Source organism: Pseudofrankia sp. EUN1h, assembly GCF_001854645.1.
Lineage (GTDB): Bacteria > Actinomycetota > Actinomycetes > Frankiales > Frankiaceae > Pseudofrankia > Pseudofrankia saprophytica.
On record NZ_MBLN01000095.1, the window covers coordinates 1 to 24,201 of the forward strand.

A 24,201-nucleotide genomic window follows, 5' to 3' on the forward strand; every position below is an offset into this window, starting at 1 on the left:
ACTCCCGGCTTTCCGGCACTTCGGCACTCCCGGGCCCTCCGGCGCTTCGGGACTCCCGCCGCTTCGGCTCTCCGGGGTTCCTAGCGCTCCGGGGCTCCCAGCGCTCCGGCACTTCGGAACTTCGACAACGCAAAGCGAAGCGGTGGCACCCGGGACGCGATGGGAGCTCTTCCATCGCCCGAACGCGCCAGTTAGCAACGTTCGGACGGCTAGGAACGTTCAGACGGCCAATCCAACGATTTTGACGTGGGCGCGCCCGCTCGGGCTACGGCCGACTGCCGGCGATTCCTTGCCTACTGCCGCCCCGGGCGACGTCCCCGACCTTCACCCCGGAAGATCGCCAGATCTGTACCGGGATCCGAATCCTGAACCCCCGCCGGTTCGGATCCCAGTACAGTCCCGCTGATCAAGCTCTCGGCTCGACGAGGTCGCCCGGCCGGCCTTCCGCCTGAGGCGACACTGTTCCCTCAGGCGACATGCTCCCTAAGGTGACGCTGCTCCCTCAGGTGGCACCGCGGTCAACCACCGACGATCACCTTGGACACGGGCAACCGTCGCGACCGACGGGTCAGGTGGCCGGTATCAGCCCCGCGGGCGTATCGCCGACGCCTGGGGCGACCTCCGAGCTCTCCGCATCCGAACTCCCCGCATCGAGGCTCTCCGCGCTTCCGGCGCGCGCGACGGCGGCGAGCCAGGCGCCGTAGACCTGTTCGGCGAGCAGCCACGCATGCCCCGGCCTGGTCCGCCCGGCCGGGGGCGCCGCCTCCGCGACGACGTCCACCTCGGGTCGGCGGACGGCCAGGCCGACGCCGTGGATCGAGGCGGCGACGAACACAGCGGGATCGATCCGTGGATCGCCGCTTACCACCCAGCGGCTCGTATACGGCGCGAAGCGCTCGGCCACCCGGATGTGCCGGGTCTGCGCGGTTCGAAGGGCGGGCACGACGACCGCGTCCAAGGTCAGCGGAGGCTCGACCAGCCGTCCGACCCCACTTGACGACCACGCGACCACGCCGTCCGGCAGCAGGTTGGTCTCGGCCGCCAGAACCGGGTCTTCGACGAGCACCCCCGCGGGCATCCCCTCGAGGCGGCGCAGCAGGCGCGGGTAACTCATGGCGCCCAGATCGAACCGGGCGCGCCGTTCGTGTTCGCCGACATCCAGGCGGAACACCGCGTCCACGACCCGTCCGTCAAGTTCGATCCTGATCACTCGGCGTCCCGGGAACAGGATGTCCATCAGCTCGCCGTCGACAAGCCCGCCAGCTCGCCTCACCGGATGCCTCCCCCTCTGGGATCCGCCGCTGAACGTTGGAGGTCTTTCGGGCCTGGTCGTCGGTGAGCGCCGGCCGCCGACGCGATGGCCGAGCCACATCAGAGATCTCGCGTCTCGACCCTCGCGAGCGCTAGTCCAGCGCTCACGAGGCCGCGGCACACTGCCTCTGTACGCCAGGCCCACCAGCCGAACCAGCTCAGTCGAGCGGGCGCTCCAATCCCTTCTGACTTCATTGACGCGCACGCCGCCAGTCACGTTGCATCTTGCAGCGTGTCGCGTCACGTCAGGACTACTGCGAAGCCACCGGCCTTGCTCCGCGTAGGCATCTAACCACCTGTCGTGCGCGACTCCTTCATCGTCTGGCACGCAGGTGCATCGCCCGCCGCCGCGCCCACCAGGCCCACCCCCGGCCCGCCCACCGGCCCCTCACCGATCGATACGCTAGAGGCGCGCGGGAGTGGCGGAATGGCAGACGCAGCAGACTTAGGATCTGCCGCCCTAGGGCGTGGGGGTTCAAGTCCCCCCTCCCGCACGGTCGCCTGTCTGGCGCTGGGCTTGCCCGTGGCCGGACGCCGCGTAGCCGCAGGTCGCGCCGCCCTTGCCGACCATCCGTCCGCGTGCAGACGGTGACGTCCGCTCACGTCCGACCACACCCTGACGCAACACGTGCGACGAGCAAACCCGGCTAGTCGACCTGGCCGACGGCCGGCAAGATGTCGCCAGTTCCGCGATCCGCTGGCTACAACCGCACGCCGAGCCCCGAGCGCTGCCGGGCGTTCCGACGACCAGCTTCCGACGTTCGCGATCTCCGCCAGACCGACCTGAGCCCGCCGTCCATGACGACCCGCAGTACATCCGGCCGTAGAGCCGAACCGCACGGACCGAAGGTCTGCCTCGCCAAGCTGTGCCCCATTCAGATCCGCGGTGTCCAGCCAACTGTCCGGCAGCACCCGCCGCTGGCTCCCCACACACCTCCCTAGAACGTGCGCGGCAGCAAGAAGATCTTCGGGTACACACCCATCGACGGCGCCTACGATCAGCCCAGCCCCCTGCCCGACCAGCTCGCATGGCTCCGCCACGCCGACTTCGAACCAGCCGTCGCCTGGCAGCACGACGATCTCGCGGTCATCGCGGCCGACCGGCGCTGACCACCCGGACCCAGCTCGCMCCCGTTTCATCAGGGTCAGAACGATCACGAGATCTGCGCCGGAGTCAGAACTCGTCCTGGTCCTGAATCGGCGGTTTCGGTAGCAGGCCGTCTGCCGCGACGCCGCACGGCCGGGCTGGCCTGGTCTGAGGCGCCTGTCCGGATCCCGGGACATCCGGACTCAGTACCGCGACGGGTCTTCAAGCTCACGCGGATACTCGGCGTCGAGGCACCCGACCAGGGCGGCCTTGCTGAATGGCACGCTTGGCAGGTGAGCGGACAGGCAAGGGAGCGCGGGCCGACGTTTGAGGTGCCGTCGCCAGTGGCCGAGCTGCCGGATGACCGCCTGCGCTCCGTGCGGCTACTGCTTAAGCGGGACGACCTGATCCACCCTGATTTCCCCGGCAACAAGTGGCGGAAGTTGGCCGGCAACCTGGCCGCAGCGGCCGAGCAGGGCGCAGAGACGCTGTTGACGTTCGGTGGGGCGTACTCGAATCACGTCGCAGCGACCGCCGCGGCCGGCTGGCACTTCGGCTTCCGAACGGTCGGTGTGATCCGAGGCGAGGAGCACCTGCCCCTCAACCCGGTCCTCGCTCGCGCGACCGAGCAGCACGGGATGCGGCTGACCTACCTCGACCGGACCCGCTACCGGGCCAAGCAAGACCCGGTCCTGCTCGCCCAACTGGCCGCCGAGTTCGGTCCGTTCTACCTGCTCCCCGAAGGCGGTAGCAACGCACTGGCGGTTCCCGGCTGCGCCCAGTTGGCGGCCGAGCTCGTCGGCCAGGTGCCCGACGTCGACGTGGTGGTCTGCCCGGTCGGCACTGGCGGCACCCTCGCCGGCCTCGCCGGTGGCCTAGGTCCAGACCGGCAGGCGATCGGGGTCTCTGTGCTCAAGGGCGGCGGCTTCCTCGCCGAGGAGGTCACATCGCTCCAGCGCGCCGCATTCGGCCACCCAACCGCCAACTGGCGCGTGGCCGAGGAGTTCCATTTTGGCGGCTATGCCCGTCGCACGCCGGCGCTGGACGCCTTCATCGACGACTTTGCCGACCGACACGGCCTGGTCCTGGAATGGGTTTACGTCGCGAAGATGATGTCCGGCCTGTTCGCGATGGTCACCGACGGGCGGATCCCGGCCGCCTCGACCGTCGTCGCGGTCATCACCGGCCGATGCGAGGACGCCATCAGACTTTGAGGTGGCACTCGCGGGCGCTGCGCGCGGACGCGGGCATCGACATTCGGCGACCGTTCAGGAGCGAACCGGCCTGAACCCGTCCGCCGGGTCGCGGAGCGGTGCTGGGTAGTCGAGGGCGCGGCGCTCGTGGTCCGGTAGCCGCCAGGGCTGGTGGATTTCGGGCGTCTTCAGGTGGGCGAGCTCGGGCAGGTACCGGCGGATGTAGATGCCGTCCGGGTCGTACCGCTCGGCCTGGCGCAGCGGGTTCAGGACGCGGCCCGGGCGGGTGTCGGTGCCGGTGCCGGCGACCCACTGCCAGTTCAGGTTGTTGTTGGCGAGGTCTCCGTCGACCAGGTGCTCGAGGTAGTGCGCCGCGCCGGCGCGCCAGTCGAGGCCGAGGGTTTTCGTGAGGAGGCTCGCGGTGATCATCCGTGCCCGGTTCGGGAGCCAGCCCTCGGTGAGCAACTGGCGCATGCCGGCGTCGACGATCGGGATGCCGGTGTGGCCGGAGCGCCACGCGTCCAGCGCCTCCGGGTCGTCCCGCCAGTCGCGCGCACCGCCCCGGTCACGCCGGTAGTCGTCATGGGCCGCGTCCGGGCGGGCGGCCAGGAGCTGGTAGTAGAAGTCGCGCCAGGCGAGCTGCCGGACGAAGGCGCGGGCTCCGTCGCTCCGACCCGCCTGGGTCGCCAGCTCGCGCGCGGACAGGCATCCCAGGTGCAGGTACGGCGACAGCCTCGACGTGCCGTCCTCGGCCAGCAGGTCCCGGCGGTCGTCGTAGTGCTCGACGTCCCGTCCCAGCCACAGCTCGGCGCGCCGCCGGCCCGCGGACTCACCGCCGGCGAACCCGCTGGCGGACTCGCCGCCGGCAGACGCGCCGGCGGACCCGCCTTTGCCCGCCTGTCGCCCGTCGGCCCCGGCGGGCGGCACGTGTCCCGGGTCGACCTTCGGCAGCCGGATCCGCTCGGGCGGTGAGACGACACCTCGCCACGGCGCGTCCTCCCACCGCCGGTGGTACGCGCTGAACACCGCGAAATGGTCTCGGCCGACCGGGGTGACCCGGCCCGGGGCGACGACGACATGCACCTCGTCGTGGCTGCGCAGCTCGCGGCCACGCTCGGCGAGCGCGGTGCGCAGGGTGGTCTGGCGCCGCTGGGCGTACGCGGAGGCGTCGGCGGCGATGTGGACCCGGGCGGCGCCGACCTCGTCGGCGAGCCGGCACACCTGCTCGACCGGGTCGCCCTCCCGGACCACGAGACGCCCCCCGAGCCCTCGCAGGGAGCGGTCGAGATCGGCGAGGCATTCGACGAGGAACCGCTCGCGGTTGCCGGAGCCGAACAGGTCCCGGGGCGCTCCGGTGTCCCGCACGAACAGCGGCACGACGAACTCGGCCTCGTCGGTGGCGGCCGTGAGCATCGGGTTGTCGTGTACTCGGAGGTCACGGGTGAAGACCGCCAGCGTGGTCACCATGGCTTCCCCGCCGAGGCCGAAGGCCGCTCCGTCGATACCGAAAGCTGCTCTGCAGGTACCGACGGCTGCTCCGTCGACACCTGGGGCTGCTCCGCCGGCACCGGATGCTCCGCCAGGTCGACGATGCCACGCGCCATCCGGCCCAGCGCGGCGCCGTGGAGCGCAGCGAGCGCCTTCCAGCCCACGTGGCCCGCGAGACCATGAGGTTCGAAGATCGCACGTTGCCGGTAGACGGCGCCCTGGGCGCCCTGGGCTCCCTGGGCTCCCTCGGCGCCCTCGGCGTCCGGAACGGCGGAGAGCTCGAGCCAGGCGCGGCCCGGCAGCGGCAGTCGCGGGCGCAGCCGCAGCCGACGCGGCTGTTCCACGTCCTCGACCCGCCACCAGCCGAGGACCTCGCCGACACGCGGGCCGCGCGGGAGCTGCCGTCGCCCCCGTCCCCCTGCGCCCCCGACAAGCCGGTCGATCCACCCGCTGGGTGACCAGGCGAGGGGAAGGGGACGCCAGCCATACTCGCTGCTCACGGCCTCGATGGCCCGCCACAGCTGCCCGGCGTCCGCGGTCGTGGGCAGCTCGCGCACGTCCTGGTAGACGGTGCCGCCGGACCAGTCCGGATCCATGGGCAGCGGGTCCGAGGGAGGCTGGGGTTCCCCGACGGCGATCCCGGCCCGTGACCAGTTGGGCGGCACCGCCGCCTCCCGGATCCTGGCCAGCGCGAGCGCCACCGCCTGGTCGAAGTCGGTCAGGCCGCGGGCGGGATCGGGGACGTACGTGGCGAGGTCGCGGTCGTGGCAACGAACCTCGTGGATGAGCGACGAGATCAGCGGGACGGCGATGCTGTGGGGCACCGGCGTCACGAGGTTGACCCACTGGGCGGACAGCCACGGCGTAAGCAGCGGCACCGGGATCACGACCCGGCGGGGCAGGCCCGCGACCGCCGCGTATCGCTTCATCATCTCCCAGTAGGTCAGGACTTCGGGACCACCGATGTCAAAGCCACGGCTGACTTCCGCCGGCACCAGGTCGGCGGTGCGGGTGAGGTAGTACAGCACATCCTGGATGGCTATCGGCTGAACCCGAGTATGCACCCACCGTGGCGTAACCATAACCGGCAGTCGTTCGGTGAGGTAGCGAAGCATCTCGAAACTCGCCGATCCTGAGCCGATGATGACGGCCGCCTGCAGCACGACCGTCGGCACCCCGGACTCGGTCAGGATCCGCCCGACCTCCGCGCGGGAGGCAAGGTGCGGGGACAGCTGCTCGCCAACCGGGCTGATCCCGCCCAGATAGATGATCCGCCGCACGCCAGCCTGCCGGGCGGCGGCCGCGACCGTGTGAGCGGCGGCGMGGTCGCGTTCGACGAAGTCGCGGTGATGCAAGGAGTGCACCAGGTAGTAGAGGACATCCTGCCCAGCAAGAGCGGCGGCGATCTGGCCCGCGTCGGTGACATCCGCCGCGACGACCTCGACCCGGTGACGCCAGGGCGCRTCCGCCAGTTTGGCGGGGCTGCGGGCACCGGCCCGCACCGTGTGCCCCCGGTCGAGCAGTTCGGGGACGAGCCGGCTACCGACATAGCCAGTCGCGCCGACCACCACACATCTCATGCTCTGGCGCTTCCCGCTCTCGGCGCCTTCGACCCTCCACAACCTGGGCGTTCGCGGGACCGCACGATCCCCCGGCGTCCTACCGGAGTCCGGGCCGGGTGCCCATCGGAGTCCCGGTCAGGCCCAGAGCTGGCCCTCGAGCGCGGCCTCGGCCTCCTCCAGCGTCCCCGCGTAGGCGCCGGTGGACAGGTACTTCCAGCCGCCGTCGCAGACGATGAACGCGATGTCCGCGCGTCGGCCCTCCTTGACGGCGCGGTCGGCCTGGCCCAGCGCGGCGTGCAGGATCGCGCCCGTGGAGATGCCGGCGAAGATGCCCTCCTCGGCGACCAGCTCGYGGGTGCGCCGCAGCGCCTCCTTCGGGCCCACCGAGTACCGCGACGTCAGCACCGCCGGGTCGTAGAGCTCGGGCACGAAGCCCTCGTCGATGTTGCGCAGGCCGTAGACCAGCTCGCCGTAGCGCGGCTCGGCGGCGACGATCGTGATGCCCGGCACGCGCTCCCGCAGGTAGCGGCCGGTGCCCATCAGGGTCCCGGTGGTGCCCAGGCCGGCGACGAAGTGGGTGATGCTCGGCAGGTCCTCGAGGATCTCCGGGCCGGTCGTCTCGTAGTGCGCCTGCGCGTTCGCCGGGTTGCCGTACTGGTAGAGCATCACCCAGTCGGGGTGCTGCGCGGACAGCCGCTTGGCGACGGCGACCGCCTCGTTCGAGCCGCCGGCCGCCGGCGAGAAGATGATCTCCGCGCCCCACATCGCCAGAAGCTGCCGGCGCTCGATCGAGGTGTTCTCCGGCATGACGCAGGTCAGGCGGTAGCCCCGCTGGCGGCAGACCATCGCCAGCGAGATCCCGGTGTTGCCGGACGTCGGCTCGAGCACCATCGCGCCGGGGCTGAGCACGCCGCGCTTCTCGGCGTCCTGCACCATCCACAGCGCCGCCCGGTCCTTGATCGAGCCGGTGGGGTTGTCCTGCTCCAGCTTGGCCCACAGCCGCACGTCCGCGGACGGTGACAGCCTCGGCAGGCCGACGAGCGGTGTCCTGCCGACGGAGCCCACCAGGGAGTCGTAACGCATGATCTGCTACCGATCTGTGGCCTGCTCGCGGCCCGCGGTCAGCCGCCAGCGACGGCGGGCAGGATGGTGACCTTGCCCAAAGTCGCTGGCATCATGGCGGAGCCGCCAGCGACGGCGGGCAGAATAGTTACCTCGTCGCCGTCGGCGAGTTTCGCGTCGAGGCCGCCGAGGAAGCGGACGTCCTCGTCGTTGATGTAGACGTTGACGAAGCGGTGCAGTTCGCCCTCGCCCTCGCCGGACACCAGGCGGCCGCGGAGACCTTCGTGGCGGGCGTCGAGGTCGACGAACAGCGCGCCGAGGGTGTCCCCCGTGCCCTCCACGAGCTTCGAACCGCCGGTGTGGGTGCGCAGGATGGTCGGCACGCGGACCTTGACTGCCATGGTGTTCCTCGTCTCCTTCGGTTCGTTCGCGCCGCTCGCCCGCGGGCGACGGCGACACGCCCGGCGCGTCCGGGCGCGAAACGTACACGTAGAACCAGCGTCGTAACGAAACCAGCGTCCATGCTCGCCCGCGGCCGGACAGCCCGACCGGCGCGGCGAGCGGCCTCCAGTGTTTCAGGGTTCGCGGCCCGCGGGACCCGCTCTCACGAACATGATCACGTCTTTGTCGATCCCTACCGGGAACACCGTCGACGGTGTCAACGCTTCCCGGCGGTGCGCGCGACCGCGGCGAAGGTCAGTGCGCGCCGCGACAGCGGGCGCTGGCCACCCGCAGGAGGTCGACGTGCAGCCGCGCGACCAGGCGCAGTTCCGGAACGCCCTCGGCCACCGCGGCCCGGGATCCGGGCCGCATCGGGTGGTGGGACGCAGTCATAGCAACCATGGTTGCACAGATATGACACCGGCACCGTGAGCAGCGGTTCAGGCGATCTCGACCGGCTCCTCCGTGATGGCGCCGTCGACGATCCGGAACGACCGGAACTCCGTGACGTCGGGCTCCCTGGTGGAGGCCAGCACGTAGTGCGCGCCCGGCTCGGAGGCGTACGAGACGTCGGTGCGGGACGGGTAGGCCTCGGTCGCGGTGTGCGAGTGGTAGATGACGACGGGCTCCTCGTCCCGGTCGTCCATCTCCCGCCAGACGCGCAGCTGCTCCATCGAGTCGAACCGGTAGAACGTGGGCGAACGTTCCGCGTTCTCCATCGCGATGAACCGAACCGGGGTGTCCGAGCCGGCCGGGCCGGCGATCACGCCGCAGGCCTCGTCCGGGTGGTCACGGCGGGCATGATCGACGATCGCCTGGTAGAGGGCGCGCTCAATTCGCAGCACGTCGAACAAGCTACCTGCCGTCGGGATCAGGCCGCCGCGCGGCGATCCGCTCAGCACCGCCGCGCAGCGGGCCGCTCAGTACAGGGCGCGGACGAGGTTGTCGACGAGGGTCGTCAGCAGCTCGTACATCTCGACGAACGGGGCGCGCTGATCGTCGGGCGGCAGCTCGCCGAGTTCCTCGAGGAAGTCGTCGTCGGTGATGCCGAGCCGGGTACCGAGCACCAGGCGCAGGTCGTTCAGCGTGGTCAACCAGTCCTGGGCGGCTTCCTCGTCGAGCAGCAGCACCTCGCTGGGCCCGGGCAGGGTCGCGAGCACCCGGCGGGCGGCGGCTCGCTTGTGGGCCAGCGAGTCGTCGGTGCGGCGGCGGCGGAAGTCGCCGGAGGCCAGTGGGTCCTCCGGGTATGGATCCGGCAGCAGGCGGGCCAGCGCCGGGTCCTCGGGCGGCGGCGGAGCGGTGTCACGCAGGCCGACGAGCGCCTCCAGCGGGTCGTCGACCGGCGGCGGCTCCAGCATGCCGTCGATCAGCCGCACCAGCTCGGCGAGGATCGTGCCCTCCCAGCGGGGCAGCCGCACCTCGACTCCACCGGCCGTCCGCCGGAAGCAGTCCGGGAACCTGTAGTAAGACCCCACGTTCCCGTCCCCATCCAGCGGTCTGCCCCGACTCCAGGGGCGCATCCAGCTCACGAGCCAGCTAGTCCTGTCTGACGGTGGCCCAGAGGCCGTAGGTGTGTAGGCGGGYCGCGTCGCGCTCCATCTCGTCGCGAGTACCGCTACTCACGGACGCCCTGCCCTTCTGGTGGACGTCCATCATCAGTTTGCGCGCCGTCGCCTTGTCGTAGCCGAACAGCTTCTGGAAGACGTAGGTCACATACGACATCAGGTTGATCGGATCGTTCCAGACGATCGTGACCCAGGGCCGGTCGTCGCTGAGCTCCTCGTCGATCTCCTCGACGTCCGCGGGTGAGACGGTGGTCGCGGTCACGATCCCTATTGTTACGCATGCCGCGGCTCCCTTCTCGTCGGGCGGGAGGTCGGCTCCGCCCCGCCCAGGCCCCGCCTCATACGGAGCGGCGCAGGAGCGGGGGGTAGAGCGCGGTCGCGGAGCCACGGCGGTAGAGCTGGGCGGGACGGCCGCCGCCGCGCGGCGAGCTGACCGCGCCGACGGACAGGACGAAGTCCGGCGTGCTGAGCACCTTGCGCCGGAAGTTGGGCGGGTCCAGGGTCACCCCCCAGGCGGCCTCGTAGACCCGGCGCAGGTCGGCGAGGGTGAACGGCTCCTCGCAGAAGGCCGCCGCCATCGGCGTGTACTCGAGCTTGCTGCGGGCCCGCTCCACCCCGTCGGCGACGATGCGCGGATGGTCGAAGGCCAGGGTCGGGCCCTCCGGCGAGTCCAGGTCCTCGACCGGCCACCAGCGGGCCTGCTGGCCGCGCCGGCCCGGCTCCGGCTGCGGCAGGTTCGGCAACAACGCCAGGTAGGCGACGCTGACGACCCGGGTGCGCGGGTCCCGCCCCGGGTCGCCGTAGGTGTAGAGCTGCTCCAGGTGGCCGGCCGCGGTGACGCCCGTCTCCTCGGCGAGCTGGCGGCGGGCCGAGGAGTCCAGGTCCTCGTCGGCGCCCACGAAGCCGCCCGGCAGCGCCCAGTAGTCCTGGAACGGGGGCTCGTCGCGCTGGATGACGAGCACGCACAGCCGCCCGGCCCGCAGTGTGAGCAACACCACGTCGACGGTGACGCTGGTGCTCGGCTGCCGGACCGGCCCACGCGACGTCCCCTGGCCGCGCGACGCCCCCTGACCGGTGGCGCCACCTTGGCCTCGGATTGTCGCTCGGCTCACAGATCCAGCTTCTCTCACCGGCTGACGCGGGCCGCAGCGGCCACGCTCATCAGGGCGACGGCACGGCGCTGATGACCGGCAGGCAGGGATGGCCGAAGGTGACGGAGCGGGCGTGCGCCGGCAGGTCGGCGATCGCCGCGCGGTGGTGCTCGCGGGCGCGGCGCAGCCCCGCCGCGCCCGTCGCCGTGGCGTCCACGACCGCGCCGGCCCGCACCAGCGGCACGAGCAGCGGCCGGTCGTACCCGGGGCCGCCCAGCTGGCCCGGGACCGGGGGCGGCGCGACCGGCCCGTCGAGCTCGGCCGGCGCCAGCCCGTCGCTCCTGTGAACCTGGCCGTCCGCCGTGCGCCGCCCGTCCGCGCCGCTGCCGCCGGGGCGGTAGCCGGCTGGTACCACCAGGTCGACGACCGCGGCTCCGTCGGCGCCGTGCCGGCGCAGCACCTCCTTGCGGCCGCCGCGGGTGGCCTTGCCGACGGACGTCTTGGCCACCGGGCGGCCATCGACCTCGACGAGCTTGTAGACGAAGCCGGCGGTGGGCGCGCCCGAGCCGGTGACCAGGCTGGTGCCTACCCCGTAGGCCGCGGCGGGGACGCCGGCGAGCCGGGCGATCCCGTGCTCGTCGAGGTCCCCGGTGACGATGACACCGGTCTCGGTGGCGCCCAGCGCGTCGAGCTGGATCCGGGCCGCGCGCACGCCGGCGGCCAGGTCGCCGCTGTCGATGCGGATGGCGCCGAGGCCGGGACCGGCGGCGGCGACCGCCGCCGCGATGCCCTCCCGCGTGTCGTAGGTGTCGACGAGCAGGGTGGTCTCGGCGCCGAGGGTCGCCACCTGGGCCGCGAAGGCGTCCCGTTCGGTCGCGTGGACGAGGGTGAAGGCGTGGGCCGCGGTGCCGGAGGTCGGCACCGCCCAGCGCCTGGCCGCCTCCAGGTTCGAGGTGGCGGCGAAGCCGACGAGGTAGGCGGCCCGGGCCGCGGCGACGGCGGCCTCCTCGTGGGTGCGCCGGGAACCCATCTCGATGAGAGGTCGGTCACCGGCCGCCTGCACCATCCGGGCGCCGGCGGCGGCGATCGCGCTGTCGTGGTTCAGGACCGACAGGGTCAGCGTCTCCAGCAGCACGCATTCGGCGAACGGGCCCTCCACCACCAGCACCGGGGTTCCAGGTAGGTAGGGCTCGCCTTCAGCGAAGCCATGGATGTCGCCGGAGAAGCGGTAGCCGGCAAGCCAGTCCGCGGTCTCGGCGTCGATGACGCCGGTGCCAGTGAGCAGACTCAGCTCGTCCGGGCCGAACCGGAAGTCAGCGAGCGCCTCCAGTAGCCGGCCGGTACCGGCGACGACGCCGTAACGGCGGCCGGCCGGCAGTGACCGAGCGAACACCTCGAAGGTGGCCCGACGCCCCGCGGCACCCGATTTCAGTGCTGCGCGGAGCATCGTCAGCTCGTAATGATCTGTAAAAAGCGCCGTGGACATCCGGACCAGGGTAGGTATCCCCAAGCCATGGCGCGCGGGAAAAGTCCGAATGGCGCGCCCAACGAAGGACGGGTGTCGCACAACCCTTCCAGCACCAAGGCGGACCGGCGGGTCCCGACGCGCYGACGGCACCGGACCAGCCCAGTTGGTCATGGCCGCCCTCCCCCGGCGCGACGCGCTAGTGCACCGTCGGAAAGGCCCATCGCCACAGGTCTTCTTCGACCGCGCGGCGCTGGCCGGCGACGCCGCGCGGGGGAGCACACAGGGAGATCACGCCCGACACGGGCGGGCCACGTCGAAAGCCGGGCGGGTTCGGGCAGGCTATGACGTGCGCGGGCTCACCGGACGTGCGCTGATGAACTGGTCACCTTCGCTGCCGGCCGGCGCCCGCGCCCTCCTGGATCCGTGCCGCCTGTGCCGCGGTAGACGGCGTGATCCCGGATGGCGTGCCCGTCCGTCGAGGTCGGCATGCGATCGTTGTGACCGTGCACGGCAACTATGCGGGGGTATTTCTGGTCGTCGTCGGCGGGGCGTTGTTTGCCCTGCTGGTGCTGGGTGGCCGAGCTGGAAGAAGCCTCGCGCGGGAGATCTGGGGCCGTATGGGCCTGCTGCGCTGGGTCGCTGTGGCCATCGTGGTCGTCGTCTTCCTCGACTTGGCGGACGGCATACCGAACAAGTGATCCGCCAACAACGAAAGACCAACAAGACACCTAAAAAGCAATGGAACGTCGACGAACGTCCGGTGCGGACAACGCCGTGGCTGGCGACGCGACCCCAGCGGTGCGACGGGATGTCGGCGGATCTCCTTACGCCCGGCCGCGTCCAGCGGTGGCGATCCGCACCACTACGGTCGCCCTCCCGAATGCATGTACGAATTGTCCCTATGCGCCTGCAGATGCCCGACTAGTTAGGCTCACTTCCTGTAACCCAGCTACGACCCGAGAGGACACCGGGTGACCGGTCAGACTTGGCTGTGGACGCCGCCACGGCCGACCCCTGCTCCCGTCGGCGTCGGCCAGCTGCTTCGCGCCTATCGGCAGGCCCACGGCCTAACCCAGCAGCAACTCGCCGACCAGCTGGGGTTCGACCAGTCGTACGTCTCCAAGGTCGAGAGCGGCCGGCGGGCGATCCATGACATCTCGACGCTGCGTCACATCGCCCGTCACCTCGACCTCGCGCCCGAGGACGTCGGCCTCGCGCCCGGCACGCTCGCGGACCGGCGTCGCGACGCCACCCGGGACGCGTTCGCCGAGCAGGCCGCCGCCAGCCAGCGCTCCTGGAAGGTCACCCGGGACACCCTCAACCGCAACCGGATCAAACTGGCCAAGGCCGCCGCCGGCCTCTACCCGGAGCCCTACCGCCTCTTCTCCGGTCTGCTGGCCAGGCCGGGCTGGATCTGGCCGCAACCGCTCGACATCGACGAGGTCGCGCTGCGCTGGGCCGACGACGTCCCCGAGCCGGTCCTCACCGGGGGCGAGCCGGAGACCGACGGCGCCCGCCCGCTGATCGCCGACGGCGGCCCGTACGTGCGCTACCAGCGCTACACCCGCGCGATGCGCGACCTGGACCGGCCGACCCTGTTCGAGAACCGGCTGAGCTTCCGGCTCGTCGACATCGCCCGCGACGAGACCACTCCTCGGCTGCTCACCGCCGGCGATGCGAGGACCGGCGCCGAGGCCCGCCCCGGCGGTGACCGCGCCGGCCTGCCCAGGCTCGCGTTCAGCCACACCACCTACTTCGACGCCGTCGACGTCTGTGAGACGGTGGCGCACGAGACCGCCGCCGCGATGATGTCCGGCGGGCTCGCCTGGCCGTCGCTGCCGTTCCGCCGCCGCGTCGGCGACCCGTTCGACCTCGCCAGCCGGCCGGTGCTGCCGTCCATCAACACGCTGACCATCCGGGCCGACCGCGACTCCGCGAGCTTCCTGCTGCACCGGCGCAGCGCCGGTTCGGTGGCCACCGCGGGCGGCGTCTACCACGTCATCCCGGCCGGGGTCTTCCAGCCGTCCGGGATCACACCCTTCCACCACCGGGCCGACTTCGACCTGTGGCGCAACATCATGCGGGAGCTGTCCGAGGAGCTGCTGGGCAACACCGAGCACGACGGCAACTCGTCCGCCCCGATCGACTACGACGCGGACGAGCCGTTCCGTGCCTTCGACGAGGCGCGCCGCGACGGCCGGGTACGGGTGTCCTGCTTCGGGGTGGGCGTCGACGCGCTGACCCTTTTCGCAGAGATCCTCACCGTCGTCGTCATCGAGGCCGACACGTTCGACAACATGTTCGCGGAGATGGTGCACAGCAACGCCGAGGGAACGGTGGTCGCCGCCGGGCCGCACCGCGCCGTCGCCGAGGGCATCCCGTTCACCTACGCCACCCTGCGCCGGCTCATCGACGGCGAGCCGCTCGCGCCGGCCGCCGCCGCCTGCCTGGAGCTCGCCTGGCGTCACCGCGAGCAGCTGCTGCCGGGGCTTCGGCTTCGAGCGGCGTCCTGAGTGCCGTCTCGCGGGGGACGCTCGCGCAGGATCCTGGTCACCGGCGCCGGCGGGTTCATCGGGGGTGTCGTCGCCGACCTGCTCGCGGCGCGGGGGCACCAGGTCACCGCGCTGGTGCGGCCCGGAGCGCCGGCGGCGCGGTCACCGGCGCTGCGGCGCGGCATCGAGGTGGTCGCGGCCGACCTGCTCGACCCACGCTCGCTGGACGAGGCGCGCCTTGACCGGGGCTTTGACGGCGTCTGCCACCTGGCGGCGCTGACCCGGGTGCGCCAGTCGCGCGCCGAGCCGCTGCGGTACTTCGAGACCAACGTCACCGGAACGGTCAACCTGCTCACGACGCTCGACCGCGGCGTCGCGGCGGGCGGGCCGCCGCCGGTGGTGGTGTTCGGCTCGACCGGGACCGTCTACGGCGACCCGGGCTCCGCTCTGGTCCCGGAGTCCCAGCCGGCCGAGCCGGTGCACCCGTACGGCGCCTCGAAGCTCGCGGCGGAGCACGCGATCGCCCACCAGGCCGCGACCGGCCGGATCGGTGCCGTCGTGCTGCGCTTCTTCAACGTTTCCGGTGGCGTGCCGGGGCACGTCGACCGGGACACGACCAGGATCATCCCGGCCGCGCTGCTCGTCGCCGCGGGCCGGACGGACGCCTTCCGGATCAACGGGGACGGGCGGGCGCTGCGCGAGTACGTGCACGTGCGCGATGCCGCGGAGGCGTACGCGCTGGCGCTGGAGGCCGTCCCGCCCGGCGAGCGCCGCGTCTACAACGTGGGCAGCGGGACCGGCGTGTCCGTCAGCGACGTGCTCGCCGCCGTCGAGCGGGTGACCGCGCGCCCGGTGCGCCGGGAGTTCGCCCCGCCGGTGACCGAGCCGCGGGCGCTGGTGGTCGACAGCGGGCGGATCCGTGCCGAGCTGGGCTGGCGGCCCCGCCACTCGAAGCTCGACCAGATCATCTCCGACGCGTGGCGATGGTCCCTCCTGCGCGGCCCGCTGGCCGGCGACAGCGGCGACGATGGCGTCGACGTCGACGTGCGTGACGGGTCGGGCACCCACACCGATGTGAGAAGAACCGCACCGCTATGACGCCGGGGCCTTGGACCGCCACCGCCGGCCGCCGGAACCCTGGAAAGGTCGTTGTCGTCGCGGCAGAAGCGGGGCCCATGACCGGATGCCTCTGGAAGCGCGAGGAGAGCCACGATTCGGTGGCTGTCGGCCGAGCGAGCCGTCCCTACCACGTCTACGACCACGAAGGGGACCATCTCGGCTCGTTCACGGCCTGGGAGACCGCCCATGAGTGGGCCCACCTCCAGGTGGCCCTGAGCGCGCTACCCGCGCCGCTCGAGGTCGAGGACCGCCGCCGGCGCACCCGCCGTCAGGTCTGGGTCGACCACTGCGCGCCCTTCCCGACGCCAGCCACCGAGGCGACCGGCTCTCCCGGCACCGACCCCGGCACCCCGCTCGCCRCATCCGCTTTCGCTTTCGCCCCGCCACACCCCCGCGGCCCCAGCTGAGGCGGACGGTCCGTGGCCGCCCGGGGCGCCCGACGAGGCCACGGTCCGCCACCGAGGCAGTCGGCCGTGGACCGCGCGGCGTCACGAAGACGACCGATTCCGACGAAGTCGCTGGTCGGCCGCCGGGGTAGTCGTGCACGCGATTCCGCTCGACCACCCCCATGGGCACACGTCGCCACCTCCGCACACTAATCTGGCGTCTAATGGCTGGCGATCTCCTTCGCGCGCGTGTCCACACGCCGCGTCGTGGATCGCCTTGGCGGACGACCAGCGGGGTGTCCCCGCCCGGTTTCCGGATGAACACGTTCCTGGGGGAACACGGTGGACGAACAGAGCGCTGGCGCGACGGAGTCGCGGACCACCTCCCGGCTGGTGGTAGACGTCGTCCGGGCGCTGCGAGGCTGGGTGGTGATCGCGGCGGGCGCTGTCCTACTGCTCAGCTGCTATTTGGGGGTCTCGGGCGAGAGCGACCCGGGGCTCCAACTGCCCTATGTGGTCTCCGGCGGGTTCGGCGGGCTGGCCCTCGTGCTCGTCGGCAGCGCCCTGCTGATCGCCGATCGGCTGGAGTCGACACAGGCAAGCCGCGCGACGGCCGCCCAGGGGCGCCTCGCCACGCAGGTCGACGACCTGCACGCCCTGGTGGTCGCCGCGGCGAACGCGGGCTCCCCCGCGGGCGCGGGGACGGTGCCGCCGCCGACCGCCCAGCCGCCGGCCCAGTCGCTGCCGGCCGACGACGGCTCGGTCTACGCGGTGCCGGGCGGGCGCACCTTCCACCGGCCCGGCTGTGAGCTGCTGGCCGGTAAGGCCGCGCAGCGGGTCGAGGCGTCGCAGGTCAGCGGGCGCGGCCTGTCTCCGTGCTCGGTCTGCGCGCCGATCCTGGTCGGCTAACCGATGCTCAGCGTCGACCTGGCGATCGCCGGCCTCGCCATCGGCGCGATCGCCGCGCTGTCCGGCATCGGCCTGCTGGTCACCTACCGCACCAACGGGGTCCTGAACCTCGCCCAGGGCGGCATCGCGGCCCTGGTCGCCTACGTGTACCGGCAGATGGCGGTCGAGTGGGACCTGCCCAAGTGGCTCGCGGCCGTGCTCGCGCTCGCCATCCTGTCACCCCTGCTCGGCCTGCTGCTGGAGCGGTTCGTCTTCCGTCCGCTCGCCCGGCGGCGCGCCTCCGCGGCTGAGTCACTGGTCGCGAGCCTCGGCGTGCTGGTGCTGACGCTGGGCATGTGCGCCGGCATCTGGGGGCTCGGCTCCAAGAACGACACCCCGCCGTTGTTCCCGAACAAGTCGGTCGGGATCAGCGGGCACCGCATCGGTGTCGACACGATCAGCACGCTCATCCTCATCGTCGTCTGCTGTGTCGCGCTCGGAGTGGTGCAGAACCGCACCAGGTTCGGCCGGCAGATGCGGGCCGTCGTCGACGACCGCCAGCTCGCGGAGCTGTCCTCGGTGCCGGCCGACCGGGTCGCCGCCGTCGGCTGGGCGTTCGGCACGACGCTCGCGGGCTTCACCGGCGTGCTGCTCGCGCCCCGGCTGCAGCTGTCCCCGTACGGGCTGTCGCTCGTCGTCCTGGAGACGTTCGCCGTCGTCGTCGCCGCTCGCCTAGCGAGCCTGCCGATCGCCGTGTTCGCGGGCCTCGCGATCGGAATCCTGCAGAGCGAGCTGACCCAGTTCAAGGTGGACGGCCAGTTCGCGGACGTCTACCGGTCGCTCGAGTCGAACCTCTTCGTGGTCGTCCTGCTCGTGCTGCTGCTGGCCATCCCGAAGCTGAAGGAGCTGGGCGACGCGGGCTCGGCCGGCCGGTTGTCCAGCCGCGGCGCGCAGGACCCGGCCGGGACGGTCGAGGAGCGCAGCAAGGACCTGGTGTGGAAGCTCGCGGGCTTCGTCATGCTGCTCACGCCGCTGCTCTTCCGGGCCGCGGACCTGCGTTCGGCCTTCGACGTCCCGGCCGTCGCCCTGATCATGCTGTCACTGGTGATCGTCACCGGCTACAGCGGGCAGGTGTCGCTCGGCGTCGCCGGCTACGCGGGCCTCGGTGCCCTGTTCTCACTGAAGCTCGCGAACGGCGACTTTCTCGGCCTGCCGAGGATGCCCGGACTGCTCGCGATCCTGGTCGGGGCGATCCTGGTCGCCCCGGTCGGTCTGATCACCGGCTACCCGGCGATCCGGCGGCGTGGCCTCACGCTCGCGTTGACCACGTTCGCCGTCGGCGCCGTCGTCAGCCAGTTCGTCTTCGAGCAGCCCAAGTTCTCCAGCGGTCTTTACGTCAACTCCCTGTACCTGGGCGGCTGGCAGCTCAACGACAAGGCGTTCTACGTCATCGAGCTGGTCGGTCTGGGCCTGGGCCTGCTCGCCGTGCGCAGCCTGCACCGCGGCCGGCTGGGCCGGGCACTGCTCGCGGTGCGCGACAACACCGGCGGCGCGGCGGCGGTCGGCGTCGACGTGCGCAACCTCAAGCTGATCGCGTTCACCATGTCCTCGGTCGTCGCCGGCCTCGGCGGCGCGCTGCTGGTGCAGGGCGCCTCGTCGTTCTCGTCGCAGACCTTCCAGCCGATCCAGAGCCTGCTGTGGTTCACCGCGATGGTGGTCTTCGGTGCGGACAGCGCGGTCGGCGCGATCATCGGCGCGTCCCTGATCGTCGCGATCGACGTGCTCGCACCGTCCGGCTCGTCGACGCTGGCGATCGGCATCCTGGCGCTCTCCCTGGGCTGGCTGCCCGGCGGCCTCGCCTCGGCCGTCCGCGGCCTGGCGCGGTTCGTCGCCCAGCGCCTCGCCGACCAGTTCGTCGAGCCCGAGGCCCTGGTCCGCCCGGTGCCGCGGCCGCCGGCCGCCGCAGGTCTCGGGGCAGCCATCCCCCGCCCCACCGCACCGGGCGACGCGGCTGCCACGGCCACGCCGGAGGTTCCGGCGGGCGTCTGGCTCAGCGAGCCCCTGGCCGCCGGCTCGGCGGGCCTCGCGGCCGCCGAGCGGATCGCGACCGAGCGTGGGCTCGACCTCACCCCGTTCGGCCAGACACTGCTACGCATGCTGAGCGCCAGGAGCACGGGCCCCGACGCCGTGATCCCGGCACCGGCCGGCGAGGTCGGGCCACGCGCCTCCGGTTCGTCCACCGGCCAGCAGGCCGGCTCCGTGCCGGCGGGCTCGAACAGCAACCACCTGGAAGGAGGCCGGTGGTGAGCCGCGCCGAACTACGCGCCGTCGGCCTCGTCCGTCGCTACGGCGGGCTCACAGCGGTCGACCACGTCGACATCTCCGCGCCGCCTGGGCTGATCACCGGGCTGATCGGTCCGAACGGTGCCGGCAAGTCGACGGTGTTCAGCCTGCTCACCGGCGTCGAGCAGCCCGACGAGGGCGCCGTGCTGCTCGGCGAGCGTGACATCACCAAGCTGCGCCCCGACCAGCGTTCCCGGCTGGGGCTGGTACAGACGTTCCAGGTGCCGTCGCTGTTCACCAGCATGACCGTGCGGGACAACCTGCTGGTCGGCGTCGAGAACCGCCKCCGGGACTACGCCGGCGGCCTGTTCGGCCGCGGCATACGCGGCAACGCGCGGCACGACGAGGTAGTCGACGAGATGCTGGCCTCCCTCGGCCTGACCGACGTGGCCAACGTGATCACCGGGTCGCTGCCCACCGGAGCGCTGCGGCTGGCCGAGTGCGCCAGGGCGCTGTGCACCCACCCGGACGTGCTGCTGCTCGACGAGCCGGCCAGCGGCCTCGACGCCGCCGAGACCGAGCGGTTCTCCCAGTTGCTGCGCCGGATCGCCGCCAACGGCGTGGCGATCGTGCTCGTCGACCACGACGTCGACCTGGTGTTCACCGTGTGCGACCAGGTCTACGCGATGGTCGGCGGCCGGGTGGTCGCCCACGGCGACCCGGCGGCGGTTCGCGCCGACCCGACCGTCCAGTCCGTCTACCTCGCGCAGGGAACGGTGGCATGACCGCTCCGGATTCATCGTCCGCCGCCATCGCGGCCGGCTCGTCCGCCAGCGCACTGGCGGCCGCGGCCGCGGCGACGRCACGCGCCGGCGCTCCGGCCCCCGACGGCATCGAGCTGCGGCTGACCGGTGCCCGCGCCGGCTACGGCGCCGTCGAGGTGCTGCACGGCCTGGATCTCGTCATCCCGTCCGGCAAGGTCACCGCACTGCTCGGCGTCAACGGTGCCGGCAAGAGTACGACGCTGCGTGTCCTCGCCGGACTGGTCTCTCTGCGCAGCGGCACGCTCACCTGGCGCGACCAGGTCATCACCAGGATGTCCACGGTCGACCGGGCACGACGCGGCCTCCTGCTGGTACCGGACGAGCGGGCCGTGTTCGCGAGCCTCTCGGTACGCGACAACCTGCTCGTCGTCGCCGAGGCCACCGGGCACCCGGACATCACGCCGGCGCTGGAGGCGTTCCCGAAGCTGCGTGACCGGCTGCCCCAGCGGGCCGGCTCGATGTCGGGCGGCGAGCGACGCATGCTCGCGCTCGCCCGCGCCCTGCTCGCCCGCCCGAGCGTGCTGATGGTCGACGAGCTCTCGCTGGGCCTGTCGCCGAAGGTGGCCGCCGAGCTGTTCGAGTGGCTCGCGACCGTCGCCGCGACCGGCACGACGGTCATCCTGGCCGACCAGTACACCGACGCGGCGCTCGGCATGGCCGACCTCGCCTACGTCCTGCACCGTGGCGAGCGCTCCTTCGTCGGCGACCCCGCGGAGCTCGCGCACGCCTAAGCCCGCCGCCGCGACACGGCGACCGAGCGACGATCTCAGAAAATGCCGAGGGGCGCTGGTCCCGGCTGATGCCGGGACCAGCGCCCCTCGAAATTTCCCTGCGGACGGCCCTCTCTGGGCCGCTTCTCCAGCCGGGTGGAACCGTCAGCCGGCGTTGAAGCTGAACATTGGGACGTCGAAGCAGTTCTTGGTCATGTCGTCGGTCTGAGACGTCCAGCCAGCCTTGCCGGTCGGAGCGCTGTTGGTCCAGCGCACCACGTTCAGGCAGCCGTTGTGGGTCGCCGGCGGGGTGTCGACGACCTTGAAGTTGTGCGGGATGAGCAGGCCGTTCGCGTCATAGGTCGTCGTGCTCATGTAGTTGTCGACGCACTTGCGGGTCAGGTCCGCTCCGCAGGACTTCATCGCGTCCGTCAGCCACATCGCCGAGATGTAGCCCTCGAACATCCACATGCTCATCTTGCCGGCCCGGTCCGGGAAGTACTTCGCGATGGCGTCCCGGTACTTCTTGACCTCCGGGTCATCCACGTTGTTGTAGTTCTCGCTCTGGCTGATCGCGTACAGGTTGTTCAGGCACGTCGGCGTGAACTTGTAGGCCTCGCCGGCCGCGTCCGTCCAGCTCTGGGTGGTGGTGACCTTCGCCTTCAGCGGCATGTTCTGGGCCTGGATCGACTGGCACAGCGCGACGTTGGCGTCGGAGGTCAGCGCGTCGAAGACGAGGTCGACATTCTGGCGCTTCATGTCCAGCACGGCCGCGTCCCAGTTCTGCAGGCCGAGGTTGATCGACTCCTTGACGACCTTGTACCCCTCCTTCTGCAGGCCCGCCGCGATCGAGTCCGCGTACTGCTTGGACGGCCCGATCTCGAAGTACACGACCGCCGCCGTCTTGGCACCGAGCTTCTCCTTGAACCAGCGGTAGTTCTCGGTGCCGGCGTACAGCTTGCCGTCGTAACCCGGCGCCTTGCCGTCCCGCGGGTAGCCGAAGCCACCGTAGATCGAGTACAGGTGCGGGTACTGGTAGTAGGCGGTTCCGGAGACCGGCTCACCGCCGACGTCGGGGACGCCCTTCTGGCTGACGTACGGCGCGCCCGCGTAGTCGAACGACGTCGTGCCGGCGAAGGCGAAGACCTTCTTGTCATCGATCAGGTCGTGGACACAGGTGACGTTGCCGTCGCCGCTGCCCTTGTCGTCGCAGAGCTCGGCGGTGACCTTCCGGCCGTTCACCCCGCCGGCGTCGTTGAGCGCCTTGAAGTAGGCCTGCGCGCCGAAGGTGGTCGCCGAGAAGGTGTCCGCGCCGAGGGGGCTGTTCTTGGCCGCCATCACCCCGACCTTGATCTCGTCCGGGGTGACACCGGTGTCGGACGCCGTGTTGGCGGACGCCCCCTGCGTGGCGCCGCCGGTGTTCCCGGTGTTTCCGGTGTCGCTGCCGTCGTCGTGGACCCGGCTGCCGCACGCGGACAAGGCCAGCGTCGACAGCGCCACAGCGGCGACGAGCGCTCGGGCTCGGATGGACATGCTCTCCCCTGGTGAGTTCCGTGACGCTGTCACGCTATTCCCGCGCCGATACCCCGCCGGCTCCAGCCAACCGGGACGCGGCTCACACCCGCGCGGCGGGCGCGACATCTCGCCGGCTGGCATGGGCCAGCCCGACCGAAGCGGCTAGCGCAGCGGCAGCAAGCGCCGCCACCACGGCCGCCGGGCGCCGGAGGTGGATGTGGGCGGATCCGGCTCGGTGGACGTGTCGGCGTCCTCGATGTCGCCGTCGGCGTCATCGGCCGCCGTGTCATCGGTGGCCGCCGTGTCGGCGTCCGGTGACGTGGCCGGGGCCGCGATGAGCTCCGCCTCCGCCACCTCGTCCTCGGGGACGGCCACATCGACCGGCTCGGACGCGGGCTCGGGCGCGGCGGCCGCCTCGACGACAGGAGCGGCCGGCTCCTCCTCGGAAGCCGCGGGCTCGGCTGACGCCACGGGCGCCACCTCCGGGGTGGGCTCCGGCTCCGGTGCGGGCTCCGGCTCCGCCTCGGCAGCCACCGGCTCGACGGTCTCAGCGGCCGGCTCGGTCGACGGCGTGGCCTCCTCGGCCGCCGGCGCGGGCGGCGCCGGCTCGTCGTCGCCCGGAAGGCGGGCCGCCGGGATGCCGGGCACGTCGTCCAACCCCTGGCGCGCGGCCGGGATCTGCGGTGCGTCGTCCACGTCGCTGTCGGCGGCCGCCGGGGCGGCGGGGGCCGCGGCGACGGACTCCTCAGCCGCGGGCGCCTCGGCGGTCTGCCCGTTCGGCGGGGCCGCGGTGCCGACCGCCACCTGGTTCACGATCTTGCCGTCGGGGCCGACGATCCGCACCAGCCGCCCCTGCTCGGCGAGCTTGCGACACGCGTTGTTGACAGAGCTGCGGCTGGCACCAATGGCCTCCGCGAGTCTGCCGTCGTCCAAACCGGTTGGAGCCCCGGTCAGATGGCCGAGAATCCGGTCCGCAACAGTAGCCACGAAGCGGACGCTATACGTTATCCGTGTCTCACCGACAAGCGGGGTGGAATTGCCCGCCCGGTGTGCCCACGCTGGCGCGCGCCGCCCATCTGGCAGCGTCTGTCCGCCAAACATCGGCCACCTTGCGTAACGGGACGCTAACGGGCGGGCACCAGACGACCGCCGGGCGGTCACCGGCGGCGCCGGCGGACGCACCCAGGGCCGCTCTGGGCCGCTCGGTCCAGTCCCGCTCAGTCGAGGTGGAGGGCGTCCTCCTCGGGAGCCACCGGCCACGTCTCCGGGTCGCCCAGGTACTCGGCCCGCCGCCCCGTCGGCACGTCGCCGGGGCCGTTCGCGTCGTCGGCGACCAGCCCGGCCAGCCGCAAGCTGCCGCCATCGTCACCGAACGGCGTGTTGATCCCCTCGACGTCGTCGTCGAGCACCGGGCCCGACTCGGAGCGTTCCGCCTCCAGGTAGGGATCCACGTCCGGGATCTCCTGGGCCAGCTGGTCGTCCAGCGAGGCTCCCGCCCGGCCCTCCGTGGCGGTCGGACGGTGCCGGGTCTCGGCACTCGGCCGGTCCGGGGCGTCCCAGCTGTCGTCGAGAGGGTCCAGGCCCGCGTCGGTGTCGCCCAGGTCGTCGCTGTCGAGGCTCTCCTCGACGGTCAGCGGCACGTCGTCGAGAACGCTCGACGAGTCGAACGTCTCCCGCGCATAGTCGGCGGGCTCGGTCATCGTTGCCTCCCGGTGG

At 71.9% G+C, this 24,201-nt stretch carries 24 protein-coding genes and 1 tRNA gene; 11 read left to right on the forward strand and 14 right to left on the reverse strand.

The window, feature by feature from the left end; translation table 11 throughout:
- Positions 1-568: 568 nt before the first annotated feature.
- On the reverse strand, positions 569-1,273 hold the full coding sequence (locus BCD49_RS35890; protein WP_007515240.1) for a hypothetical protein: 705 nt from the start codon (positions 1,271-1,273) through the stop codon (positions 569-571).
- Between the two features lie 451 nt (positions 1,274-1,724).
- On the opposite strand from BCD49_RS35890, the gene BCD49_RS35895 reads away from it, so the two are divergent.
- The 3 genes from BCD49_RS35895 to BCD49_RS35900 all read left to right on the forward strand — a co-directional run bounded on the left by BCD49_RS35895 (position 1,725) and on the right by BCD49_RS35900 (position 3,612).
- Positions 1,725-1,805, forward strand: a tRNA-Leu gene (locus BCD49_RS35895).
- Positions 1,806-2,256: 451 nt separating this feature from the next.
- Positions 2,257-2,421, forward strand: coding sequence for a hypothetical protein (locus BCD49_RS43850; RefSeq protein ID WP_157845294.1), 165 nt, complete (start codon positions 2,257-2,259; stop codon positions 2,419-2,421).
- Positions 2,422-2,742: 321 nt separating this feature from the next.
- The gene (locus BCD49_RS35900; RefSeq protein WP_007515239.1) at positions 2,743-3,612 is read left to right on the forward strand and encodes a 1-aminocyclopropane-1-carboxylate deaminase/D-cysteine desulfhydrase; all 870 of its coding nucleotides are present in this window, start codon (positions 2,743-2,745) and stop codon (positions 3,610-3,612) included.
- 54 nt (positions 3,613-3,666) lie between these two features.
- Here BCD49_RS35900 and BCD49_RS35905 read toward each other — a convergent pair whose 3' ends face one another.
- The 10 genes from BCD49_RS35905 to BCD49_RS35945 all read right to left on the reverse strand — a co-directional run bounded on the left by BCD49_RS35905 (position 3,667) and on the right by BCD49_RS35945 (position 12,286).
- A complete protein-coding gene (locus BCD49_RS35905) occupies positions 3,667-5,058 on the reverse strand; it encodes a cryptochrome/photolyase family protein (protein ID WP_007515237.1) in 1,392 nt (463 codons plus the stop codon).
- The gene (locus BCD49_RS35910) at positions 5,052-6,659 is read right to left on the reverse strand and encodes a DUF2867 domain-containing protein (RefSeq protein WP_083401902.1); all 1,608 of its coding nucleotides are present in this window, start codon (positions 6,657-6,659) and stop codon (positions 5,052-5,054) included. The genes BCD49_RS35905 and BCD49_RS35910 overlap by 7 nt, the downstream gene beginning before the upstream one ends.
- 117 nt (positions 6,660-6,776) lie before the next feature.
- Complete coding sequence (locus BCD49_RS35915) at positions 6,777-7,724, reverse strand: PLP-dependent cysteine synthase family protein (RefSeq protein ID WP_071042405.1); 948 nt, start codon at positions 7,722-7,724, stop codon at positions 6,777-6,779.
- A 38-nt stretch (positions 7,725-7,762) separates the two neighbouring features.
- Positions 7,763-8,104: a MoaD/ThiS family protein gene (locus tag BCD49_RS35920; RefSeq protein WP_007515234.1), complete on the reverse strand. Its 342-nt coding sequence runs from the start codon at positions 8,102-8,104 to the stop codon at positions 7,763-7,765.
- A 295-nt stretch (positions 8,105-8,399) separates the two neighbouring features.
- Positions 8,400-8,537, reverse strand: coding sequence for a putative leader peptide (locus tag BCD49_RS43855; protein WP_157845295.1), 138 nt, complete (start codon positions 8,535-8,537; stop codon positions 8,400-8,402).
- A 47-nt stretch (positions 8,538-8,584) separates the two neighbouring features.
- Complete coding sequence (locus BCD49_RS35925) at positions 8,585-8,989, reverse strand: Mov34/MPN/PAD-1 family protein (protein ID WP_027141197.1); 405 nt, start codon at positions 8,987-8,989, stop codon at positions 8,585-8,587.
- A gap of 75 nt (positions 8,990-9,064) precedes the next feature.
- The gene (locus BCD49_RS35930; protein WP_007515232.1) at positions 9,065-9,619 is read right to left on the reverse strand and encodes a DUF2017 domain-containing protein; all 555 of its coding nucleotides are present in this window, start codon (positions 9,617-9,619) and stop codon (positions 9,065-9,067) included.
- A 61-nt stretch (positions 9,620-9,680) separates the two neighbouring features.
- Positions 9,681-9,971 carry an ATP-dependent Clp protease adapter ClpS gene (gene clpS, locus BCD49_RS35935; protein WP_071042406.1) on the reverse strand — a complete coding sequence of 97 codons (291 nt, stop codon included), beginning with the start codon at positions 9,969-9,971 and terminating at the stop codon, positions 9,681-9,683.
- 76 nt (positions 9,972-10,047) lie between these two features.
- The gene (locus BCD49_RS35940; protein ID WP_007515230.1) at positions 10,048-10,707 is read right to left on the reverse strand and encodes an NUDIX hydrolase; all 660 of its coding nucleotides are present in this window, start codon (positions 10,705-10,707) and stop codon (positions 10,048-10,050) included.
- Positions 10,708-10,870: 163 nt separating this feature from the next.
- A complete protein-coding gene (locus BCD49_RS35945) occupies positions 10,871-12,286 on the reverse strand; it encodes a nicotinate phosphoribosyltransferase (protein WP_051466478.1) in 1,416 nt (471 codons plus the stop codon).
- Between the two features lie 485 nt (positions 12,287-12,771).
- On the opposite strand from BCD49_RS35945, the gene BCD49_RS35950 reads away from it, so the two are divergent.
- From BCD49_RS35950 to BCD49_RS35985, 8 genes are all read left to right on the forward strand, one after another.
- Positions 12,772-12,966, forward strand: a complete 195-nt coding sequence (locus BCD49_RS35950; RefSeq protein WP_035930750.1) for a hypothetical protein — start codon at positions 12,772-12,774, stop codon at positions 12,964-12,966.
- Positions 12,967-13,239: 273 nt separating this feature from the next.
- On the forward strand, positions 13,240-14,781 hold the full coding sequence (locus BCD49_RS35955; protein WP_007515226.1) for a helix-turn-helix domain-containing protein: 1,542 nt from the start codon (positions 13,240-13,242) through the stop codon (positions 14,779-14,781).
- The gene (locus tag BCD49_RS35960; RefSeq protein WP_007515225.1) at positions 14,782-15,858 is read left to right on the forward strand and encodes an NAD-dependent epimerase/dehydratase family protein; all 1,077 of its coding nucleotides are present in this window, start codon (positions 14,782-14,784) and stop codon (positions 15,856-15,858) included.
- 119 nt (positions 15,859-15,977) lie between these two features.
- Positions 15,978-16,286: a hypothetical protein gene (locus tag BCD49_RS35965; protein WP_131803633.1), complete on the forward strand. Its 309-nt coding sequence runs from the start codon at positions 15,978-15,980 to the stop codon at positions 16,284-16,286.
- A gap of 321 nt (positions 16,287-16,607) precedes the next feature.
- Positions 16,608-17,174 (forward strand): hypothetical protein, encoded by a 567-nt coding sequence (locus tag BCD49_RS35970; protein WP_007515223.1) that lies wholly within the window; start codon positions 16,608-16,610, stop codon positions 17,172-17,174.
- Positions 17,175-17,177: 3 nt separating this feature from the next.
- On the forward strand, positions 17,178-19,460 hold the full coding sequence (locus BCD49_RS35975; protein WP_007515222.1) for an ABC transporter permease: 2,283 nt from the start codon (positions 17,178-17,180) through the stop codon (positions 19,458-19,460).
- Positions 19,457-20,221, forward strand: a complete 765-nt coding sequence (locus tag BCD49_RS35980; RefSeq protein ID WP_071042414.1) for an ABC transporter ATP-binding protein — start codon at positions 19,457-19,459, stop codon at positions 20,219-20,221. Before BCD49_RS35975 ends, BCD49_RS35980 begins: the two co-directional genes overlap by 4 nt.
- Positions 20,218-20,991, forward strand: coding sequence for an ABC transporter ATP-binding protein (locus tag BCD49_RS35985; RefSeq protein ID WP_083401904.1), 774 nt, complete (start codon positions 20,218-20,220; stop codon positions 20,989-20,991). Before BCD49_RS35980 ends, BCD49_RS35985 begins: the two co-directional genes overlap by 4 nt.
- Positions 20,992-21,135: 144 nt before the next feature.
- Here the strand turns inward: BCD49_RS35985 and BCD49_RS35990 are convergent, their stop codons facing one another.
- The 3 genes from BCD49_RS35990 to BCD49_RS36000 form a co-directional block, all read right to left on the reverse strand.
- Positions 21,136-22,503, reverse strand: coding sequence for an ABC transporter substrate-binding protein (locus BCD49_RS35990; protein ID WP_007515218.1), 1,368 nt, complete (start codon positions 22,501-22,503; stop codon positions 21,136-21,138).
- Positions 22,504-22,647: 144 nt separating this feature from the next.
- Positions 22,648-23,472, reverse strand: coding sequence for a MarR family transcriptional regulator (locus BCD49_RS35995; RefSeq protein ID WP_131803634.1), 825 nt, complete (start codon positions 23,470-23,472; stop codon positions 22,648-22,650).
- A 230-nt stretch (positions 23,473-23,702) separates the two neighbouring features.
- Positions 23,703-24,185, reverse strand: coding sequence for a hypothetical protein (locus tag BCD49_RS36000; protein ID WP_007515216.1), 483 nt, complete (start codon positions 24,183-24,185; stop codon positions 23,703-23,705).
- Between the last annotated feature and the right edge of the window lie 16 nt (positions 24,186-24,201).